Genomic DNA, 8,471 nt, shown 5'->3' with positions numbered 1-8,471 from the left:
CAGGGGCATCGTCCCACCGCTACGCGGCGGCACTCACCCCAGCCACACCCGCCGCGCAAGCGGCGGGAAAATGAGCGCGCTGAGGCGCGCGGAAAATGCCATACTGAACTTGAACGTGCCGGACTGTGACGGGCGCTGTTCGTGCAGCCCACGCTTTGCGTGATTGCCCTGCGCCGGTCCACCGGCACCCACGCCTGCTGGCTGAAAAAGGGGCGGGACCCTTTTCCCGGCGTGGAAATAGCCTCCAAGAGCAAAGTTGCTCCGATCATGATTGGAGAAAATACGGATTTCTCAAATCACATCGGTTTACTCTTGGAGATTGTGACAGGATAAGGTAGTTGTGTTACAAACACTAAATACAACCCTAGGTATACATTGAGCAAACCCGCTGACACCACCGTCTTTTCCGTACGTTTGCCGGTGGATGCCCTGGAGCGTTTGGAAGACGCTGTGGAGGCGCTGGGGTCTAAAAGCCGGAACCAGGTCATCCAGCGTCTGATCTATCGACTGGTTGGGTATCTCGATCCTGACCCCGCTTTAGTGGATCTCTGGCAGAAGCACTTGCGGCAGGTTCAGGGTGGATACACCAACCTCAACCAGCTCGCGAAATCGGCCAAGCGCGGCTCGGTGATCTGGACGGATGATGACCGCCGCGACGTCGAACATCTCCATCGCGCGATCATCCAGCACCGGCAAGACTTGAAAGCGATGATCACAGCAGCCCGCCGAAACCGAGAACCAGAATCCGCCATTCGCCGGATTTTGCGCGACGACGATTGGACACCTGAAGAATGAACGCCGCTGCCCACGATCTGACAGCAGGAGACTTCCTAGAGCTTGCCTTCCGCGAGGCTCAGAGGGGTGTCGATCGTTCCAAGCGGATCAATCAGCAGTTGCAGACTGCCAAGCGCATGAAGTTCATGGTTTCGCGGGCCTCGTCCATCAAGGCGCGGCTGGGTGCCGTGGTTGGAAAGCCCGAGGCAGTTGTGAAACACGTCCGCAAAGGTGGGGTGAAAAACGCGCACGAGCTGCGCCGTCAGATCAACTATCTGACCGTCCGGGCAGAGGGTGTGTTGGACATCCGAGACAATGGCGTGACCCCGCTCGATGCGGATCAGGTCAGTGATTTGATCGAGACCTGGGTCGAGGATTTCAACGGGAAAACCAACTACGGTTATACCCGTCACATGATCGTTTCTTTTCCCGAAGGCACCTATCCAGACGCCGCTCATGAGGCCGGTTTGGAGTTCGCAGATCGCCTATTTGGCAGCGGTGATTTTGGGGATACTTGGGACTACCTGACAGTGTTCCATAACGACACTGACAACCCCCATGTCCACATCGTTGTGAACAACCGAGGCGTCGAACATGGGCAGTGGTTGGCTATGGGTATGAGCAGCGAAATGAACATCGACGTCCAGCGCTCTATCCAGGTCGAGGTTGCTGAGGAATACGGAATTGAGCTGACCGCAACGACCCGCCTTGAGCGCGGATTGCGGCAGGAAGTTGAGACGGACACGTGGAAAGTTCAGGCCGGAATGTCGGTTGTTGAAAGCACTCCGGAAGTCGAAGTTACGGCCCGCGACATGGCCGCCGATGTGATGACTTTATCCATCGCAAGAATGTCGGATCTGTTTGATGAGCGCGCCAATGCCGTCAAAGACCGGATCGAAGAGTTTGCCATCCAACTCGTTGAAAGTGAGGAACCTATGGTATCGAGAATGGAACATCTGCTGGATCAAGCCCATCATTTTGATGATTACGGCGAGCCAGGAGACCCGTCTTATGTGTCGCCCGAGGTCATGAGCAACTTGCGGCGACACATCGAATTACGCGGTTCTGAGGAAACAATCGCACCCGAGCTGAAGGCTCAGGTTGTTGCCCATATCAGCGACGTTCGGGACAACGAACAGAGCCATCCGTATCTGTCTGCCCTTGCTGATATTGTCGATGACAAGGAGTTCCAGGCGTCCGCTGATTATGCCCCGGCAGCACGCCGCTACGAGGTCTATATGCAGGACACCTTGGGCGAAGGTGCCTATGAGGACTTCCAGTCTCAGACTAAAGAATTGCTGCAATCCATTGACAAGATGGAAGGGCTGGCCCGTGAGGTTGACGACCCTCATCTGCGTGTCGCAATGGACATTCAGATTGGCGAGCTGAAGGGCGACGTTGCGGATCTGCGCACCAACGATCCGGACCTTCAAGCCTTCATCATCGAGGACCGGCGATATTCAACCCTGATGGATACTGCCGAAATGGATACCCTCGACTATCCAGAGGCTGACCAGTGGGCGGCGATCCGCAAGGAAGTCACCGACACAGCCAGCAGCTATGGCCTAGATGGCGAGGCGTTTGTTGCCCGCTTTGGCGACCATCACAACGTCACCTTGGGCACTACAATGGGATGGCGCAGCGACGACATTTCGACCGCCGCTGCCCACTTCCAGGCTCAAGGATTGTCGGACAACTACGACCGCGCTGAGGCTGTTGTTGACGAGCTACACCAGCTTGCTTCTTCCAGGATTATCGCAATCTCAGAAGAACTTTCAGAGGTTCACGCCCACGCAACGCACCCGCTCTTGCAAGGGCGCGGTGACGATGACGGACACAGCCTATAAGGAGTTCACCCGGTCTGCCTGATGAGCGCGCCAACGCCGTAGGCAGATCCATCAAAGAGTTTTCCATCAACTCGCAAAGGAAAAACTATGGTTTCGCGTACAGACTATCTTTTGAACGAAGTCGAACACTTCGCACCCTATTCCCAATTCGATCAATCCGCCCCGCGCGAGGATCGCGTTTCAGAGCAGATCGACATCATCATGAAAGAGCAGCAAGCGATGGGCTATGATCGTGCAGCCATCGCTTCAAAGAGCTTCGACATCGAGGACCAGGCCAACCGCCGTGTTGACGAACATACGGCGCAAAAGGATCTGGTCGAAGAACTGAAAATCGAATTGGAAGCTGCGGAGCGGTCGGGGGAGCCGGTTGATCTGAACGATATGCAGACTTTGGTTTCTCAGCACATGAACGATGCTCAGGAATACGACCTGTATCACCCCTACTATTCGTCCCTTGCGGATCTGTCCAGCGACAAAGGCTTTAAGGATTCCGACGACTACCAGTCGCCTGGTGATCGATATGTTCAGTATATGCAATCCGCTCTGGGGCAGGCCGGTTTCGAGAACTACGAACAGCAGACCAAGGACATTGTGAACTCCATCGAGAACATGGAGGCTCTTGCACGAGAGGTCGAAGATCCGCATCTGCGTGCTGCAATGGACGTGCAGATCGGAGAGCTGAAGGGCGATGTTGCCGAGCTACGCCCATACGACACCGACCTGCAGGTGTACACTGTTGCTGACGACAGTTACACCACATCCATGAATGCGGCCGAGTTGGACAACCTGGACCCGACAGAAGCCGAAAAATGGCTGGCAGTGCGTGACGACATTGTTGCAACCGCCAACAGCTTCGGACTCGATGGAAACAAGTTCCTGGCCCGCTACAACGATCATGACAGCGTTTCAGTCGGCACCACTGCGACTTGGCGAGACGCGGACATTTCCACCGCTGCCGCCCATTTTAACAGCCAAGGCGTTCCGGACAGCTACGAGCGCGCGGAGGCAGTTGTTGGTGAGCTGCACCAAGTTTCATCCAGCAAGATTGCCGCCGTGGTGCAGGAGATTGCCCATATCCGCGAACAGGCTGCCCACGTCCATGAGTATGATGGACACAGTCTTTAACCACGTGAGCAGCCCTTTATGACGGGTCCAACGTGATTGTTAATGCATGATCGGCCTGTGTTCCATCGGGATGATGGAATAGAATCAATAAAGCGAAATGCGCCATGCGCGGTTGTCGAAGACCTAACTTGATCGGACAAAGACTAAGCTTCGGCTGAGCAACACGCTCGCCGAAGCACTGTACTGGTGGTGAAGAATTGCATTATCATATAAACAGTCGGAGATTCTGATACTGGTGTCATTCAGATGGCTTTCTAACCACCCGGTCGTAACAAGGGCGTCCAGACCTCTGATATCTTCGAGTGTCATTATTCTACCAGATCATAGTGTTTTATCGTCCTGGATTGGACCAATTCAGCCTCTGCCGGATCGATGTGTGGGTTGTTGTAGTCCTCGCCTACAAACGCCTTAAGCGCATCTAAGCTTTCCCAAACCATTACGAAACTGAACTCTCTGGGTGAGTCGGCTCTTGCGGCACCAGGGAGCACCTGCACGATACCTTTTGTACCTTTCATCAATGGGATCGCCGTTTCATAAAAAAATCGTCCAAACTCTTCCTCTTTACCTGGTTGGGTCACTACTTGAAAAATTCGCATGATCATTCATCCATCCTCCTTAATAAACGGCTCTTGGATGTATGACTGCCTCTTTTCCCAAGATTATTACACGTTTTGGCACATACTCAGTTTCAGCTCAGAGACCGTGCAGAGTTATATTACCAAGCTCGTCTAAGTTCTGACGTGCCTTGGTCGTCCAAAAAGTCGTTTTAGGCGCATTAGTAAACCTGACATTTGTAAGACATGCAGCGTAGGTCTGTTTGCGCCATTTTTGACCTTCACTGCGGTCTGGATGCTTGGCTGGTCTAACCCTGAAACACTGCTCCAAAATCAGGTTTCGTAGTTTTCAGATGCTGAGACAACCATGGACTGAAAGATGAGCGAATTACCCAAAAAGCATGCTGCCTTTTCCACGCAAGGAATTTTGCGTTACCAATAGACATGCATGGAGACCGCAGACTTTCCGCAGTACTTTCAGCCGATGTAGTAAACTACTCAGGCCAGATGAAGGCAGATGAAAATCGGACTCTCAGTGAACTTCGTGTTCTACGTCGAGAGTTATTTGATCCTTTGGTTAGCGATCATCGCGGTAATGTCGTTAAGAAGATGGGTGACGGATGGATAGTCGAGTTTAACTCGGTATCTGATGCAGTGCGATGCGCCCTTGATCTTCAAAGCCAGGTGTCAACTCAGTCCTCACTGAAACTACGAGTAGGCGTGCATCTTGGAGATGTAGTATTCGACGAAGATGACATTTTCGGCGATGGCATCAATCTATCCGCAAGGTTACAGGAGGCTTCCAACGAAGGGACTGTGTTAATTTCAGATGTCGTCCATCGTAGCCTTGACGAGCGCCTCGCTGAGCAATTTCATCGCGCTGGAGAGCGACAGTTTAAGAACGCGCCGTCACCAATAGAAGTTTTCCAATGGTCGCCTCCAGGTTCTGCCCCACCGCGAGTAACTCCGGCTAGCCATGCAAAATCTCTGCTAATAGGCGTCCTACCTTTTGATAATCTTTCTTCTGACCCCGATCAGGAGTTTTTTGCTGATGGCATTACCGAAGAGATCATCACCACTCTGTCAAAACTCCCTGACTTACTGGTCGTCGCGCGTAACTCTACATTCGTCTACAAGGGTCGTTCCGTTGACGTGAAACAGGTCGGTCAGGAGCAGGGTGTCGATCTTGTTCTCGAGGGAAGTGTCCGTCAAAGCGGCAACCGGGTTAGGATTACGGCGCAGCTGATAGACGCAAAGTCCGGAATGCACATTTGGGCAGATCGGTTTGATCGCCTAATAGAAGATGTATTCGAGGTTCAAGATGAAATCGCTCTCAGGATTGCGACTGAGCTACAAGTCGAACTGTTGGCGGGCGAAATGGCCCGTTTCAGAGGTTCTGGGACTACAAACCTGAGTGCTTGGACTGCTCAATTACAAGCTGTAGAGGCATCGCGCAAAATAACAAAAGAAGCACAGACCGACGCGCGTCGATTTGCACAGCAGGCCATTGCACTCGATCCGGGTTACTCGGCCCCTCATTGTACTTTGGGGTTCATTTGCACTGTCGAAGCAAGACATGGTTTTGTTGCTGACCGGCGTGCCGCGCTAGCAGAAGCTCGCGACTGCGCACGGAGGGCTCTGGAGATTGACAGCTACAACCCAGAGGCTCACGCAATTGCGGGTTTTGCGGATGCAATCGACGGCAAGCTAGTGTCAGCTATCGGAAAATTCAACGAAGCGCTGGCTCTCAATCCGAACCACGCTGATGTGGCCGCCAGATTGTCCCTCACATTGGCGTTCAATGGGCAGGCAAGAGAAGCGATCCAGGTCGCACAACAAGCCATTACCCTGAATCCTCACTATCCAGGTTGGTATGCAGGCGTTCTGGGTTTAGCCCTTCGGCTCGACGGTCAATACGAGGAGGCCAAGAAGGCATTCACCGAGTATGGTCAAAAGGTTGAAGGCTTCGGACACCTCGACCTTGTAATCGTCCATGTAGAGACGGAAAACCTTGATGCCGCTCGCGATGAAGCAGGGAATGTGATGAAGTTCCGTCCTCAGTTTTCGATATCGGAGTGGGCGAAAACTCAACTTTTTTCTGATCGAGAAAGACTGGAGAAAGACTGCGCATCGTTGCGTTTGGCCGGTTTACCCGAATGAACTCAACGTTTCACTGCGGGAGCTTTGTTTTTTGGTAGAAACCGCTCTTTGTTCAGGTGATGCTAGGATTTTTAGTCGAGAATACTGAGCGTTAATGGAGGGTGGTTGGGATGGCTGATCCGTTTCAAGATGTAGATGCTGCGGGTGCGGAGTTCATTTCCGCATTTGCCGACGCGATGACGCGCGTCAGGCCGATCCCACAATGGAAAAGATTGTTTCAAACTATCTGGCCAAACTTGAAATTGCCGAAGATAGCCTGACGGTTGAAGTCGGATGCGGCGCGGGAGCTGTTACGCGCCGTATTGCGAAGAAAACCAACCCCGCGCGCGTCATTGGTTTTGAGCCGTCGGTAGGCTTTGTGACCGAAGCAAGAGCGCGGGTTGGGGGCCACGACAATGTGGAGTTTGAGGTCGCAGGAGGAGCGTCGCTGCCCCTGGATGATGGCTCGGTTGATAATTTGATAATGCACACGGTGCTTACCCATGTGGAAGATCCTGCACCCCTTTTAGCCGAAGCAGCGCGCGTCCTACGTTCGGGAGGGTGTCTCGTGGTGTGTGACGCTGACTTTTCGAAAGCGTCACTAGGAAACATGCCAGACGATCCTCTGGACGCCTGCGCCAAGATATTTGTTAACGAGTTTGTCACCGACCGATTTGTTGTCGCCAAGCTGCGCGGCCTGGCCTCAAATGCGGGATTCACAGTTGAAGAGTTCAGTCTTCAAAGCAGAAGTATTCTGGACAATGACCAAATGCTCCCCTGGGTCGAAGAAACTGGCAAAGTGCTGATGAAACGCGGTGAAATTGGAGAGGATCTGCACAATGGATTGGTCGCTGAGTATCGCCGTCGTGCAAGAGAACGCACACTTTTTGGCTATCAGTTATTTGCAACACTGATTGCGAGGCGGCCTTAAACTCTTGGCATTCGAGTTGCGACGGTAGACAACAGCCAGCCACCAACTTTACTCCATAAGATGGTTTAGCGAACGCAGCCGAGGTCAAGTGGCAGTTTTGTAGTACGATCAACCCTTTTTGCGCACCACGACGATAAATTGGGTCATCGAAAAGAAGAAGCATCCAACTTTTGCAAGGCCGAACTGCTCGTCAAACCACGATTGCGCCACAGTGGGATCAACATGGTCATTTGCGACAGCGTATTGCTTGATAAGGTGCATCATCATGATTGCGAGGCCATCAGGCTTCAACTGATGATCTGTCATTGTGAACGACAAGACATCTTCCACTTGGTCGCCACGCGCTTTGATCAGTGCGGGCAGTCTTTCCGGGAGGGAACCACTCACAAAGTGCTGGTTCCAGGATGTCAGCATCTTTTGCATTCTGTCGGGCTCTTCGCTGAACCAAATCAAGCTGCCAAAGTGTAGATCGCTGATGACAAGCCGCCCGCCGGGTTTGACGCACCGCAGCGTGTCAGCCAATGCACCGTCTACGTCTTCGATGTACTCAAAGACCTGCACCGAGACGGCCTTGTCAGCACTCTCATCCTCAATGGGCAAGCTATTTGCGGCGCCCGCACGAAACTCCACGTTTGCGTAGTCACTGCACCGTTCTCTTGCGGCTGCCGTCATATCCTCGCTTGGGTCGATCCCGATGACATAGCCATCCGAGCCGACTGCGCGGGCCAACTCCGCTGTTAACATCCCGTTGCCACAACCGACATCCAAAATAGTCTCACCAGGAGCCGGGCACAGCGCATCAAATGAAGCCTGTCTTCGCCGCGTCAATTCAGCTCCTTGATAGGCGATTTCAAGTAATCTCGTTGTCTCCGCGTCAAACTTAAGCAACTCTCCCCCCTTACAAAGCCCGCAAGTCTCCAAACCTTATCAGAAATTGGGTTATCTACGAAAAGCAGGATGGATCGTTGAGTCTTGAGCATGGATCCACCAACAATAAATGAATGCGCCGACTTGATCCGGCGAATTATTTAACCCCGAGAGCGAAGAACGCATCTGCCGTTTTGTCGGACCAGCTTTTTTGTCGTCGTTCGAAAGTTCGAG

The 8,471-nt window shown here is 52.9% G+C and carries 7 protein-coding genes; 5 read left to right on the top strand and 2 right to left on the bottom strand.

Going from position 1 to position 8,471, the window contains the following annotated elements:
- Positions 1–375 precede the first annotated feature (375 nt).
- The 3 genes from ACR0MJ_RS20565 (at position 376) to ACR0MJ_RS20555 (ending at position 3,746) form a co-directional block, all read left to right on the top strand.
- Positions 376–795, top strand: coding sequence for a ribbon-helix-helix protein, CopG family (locus tag ACR0MJ_RS20565; RefSeq protein ID WP_170684007.1), 420 nt, complete (start codon positions 376–378; stop codon positions 793–795).
- Complete coding sequence (locus ACR0MJ_RS20560; protein ID WP_170684010.1) at positions 792–2,621, top strand: relaxase/mobilization nuclease domain-containing protein; 1,830 nt, start codon at positions 792–794, stop codon at positions 2,619–2,621. The genes ACR0MJ_RS20565 and ACR0MJ_RS20560 overlap by 4 nt, the downstream gene beginning before the upstream one ends.
- A gap of 87 nt (positions 2,622–2,708) precedes the next feature.
- Positions 2,709–3,746 (top strand): hypothetical protein, encoded by a 1,038-nt coding sequence (locus ACR0MJ_RS20555; RefSeq protein WP_170684011.1) that lies wholly within the window; start codon positions 2,709–2,711, stop codon positions 3,744–3,746.
- A gap of 308 nt (positions 3,747–4,054) precedes the next feature.
- Here the strand turns inward: ACR0MJ_RS20555 and ACR0MJ_RS20550 are convergent, their stop codons facing one another.
- Positions 4,055–4,348, bottom strand: a complete 294-nt coding sequence (locus tag ACR0MJ_RS20550) for an antibiotic biosynthesis monooxygenase (protein ID WP_170684013.1) — start codon at positions 4,346–4,348, stop codon at positions 4,055–4,057.
- A gap of 396 nt (positions 4,349–4,744) precedes the next feature.
- Here ACR0MJ_RS20550 and ACR0MJ_RS20545 point away from each other — a divergent pair, with 396 nt between their 5' ends.
- Positions 4,745–6,460 carry an adenylate/guanylate cyclase domain-containing protein gene (locus ACR0MJ_RS20545; protein WP_480762425.1) on the top strand — a complete coding sequence of 572 codons (1,716 nt, stop codon included), beginning with the start codon at positions 4,745–4,747 and terminating at the stop codon, positions 6,458–6,460.
- A 202-nt stretch (positions 6,461–6,662) separates the two neighbouring features.
- Positions 6,663–7,370 carry a methyltransferase domain-containing protein gene (locus ACR0MJ_RS20540; protein WP_480762424.1) on the top strand — a complete coding sequence of 236 codons (708 nt, stop codon included), beginning with the start codon at positions 6,663–6,665 and terminating at the stop codon, positions 7,368–7,370.
- 108 nt (positions 7,371–7,478) lie between these two features.
- Here the strand turns inward: ACR0MJ_RS20540 and ACR0MJ_RS20535 are convergent, their stop codons facing one another.
- Positions 7,479–8,198, bottom strand: a complete 720-nt coding sequence (locus ACR0MJ_RS20535; RefSeq protein ID WP_480762422.1) for a methyltransferase domain-containing protein — start codon at positions 8,196–8,198, stop codon at positions 7,479–7,481.
- Positions 8,199–8,471: the final 273 nt, after the last annotated feature.

Source organism: Ruegeria sp. C6, assembly GCF_056537625.1.
Note: the sequence above shows the minus strand (reverse complement) of the source record. Positions and strands in the feature narration are given on the sequence as shown.

What these genes read in the sequence shown, in the direction of transcription:
- ACR0MJ_RS20555 (WP_170684011.1), top strand. Translation starts at nt 2,709, where the DNA reads ATGGTTTCGCGTACAGACTATCTTTTGAACGAAGTCGAACACTTCGCA.
- ACR0MJ_RS20540 (WP_480762424.1), top strand. Translation starts at nt 6,663, where the DNA reads ATGGAAAAGATTGTTTCAAACTATCTGGCCAAACTTGAAATTGCCGAA.
- ACR0MJ_RS20560 (WP_170684010.1), top strand. Translation starts at nt 792, where the DNA reads ATGAACGCCGCTGCCCACGATCTGACAGCAGGAGACTTCCTAGAGCTT.
- ACR0MJ_RS20550 (WP_170684013.1), bottom strand. Translation starts at nt 4,348, where the DNA reads ATGATCATGCGAATTTTTCAAGTAGTGACCCAACCAGGTAAAGAGGAA.
- ACR0MJ_RS20545 (WP_480762425.1), top strand. Translation starts at nt 4,745, where the DNA reads ATGCATGGAGACCGCAGACTTTCCGCAGTACTTTCAGCCGATGTAGTA.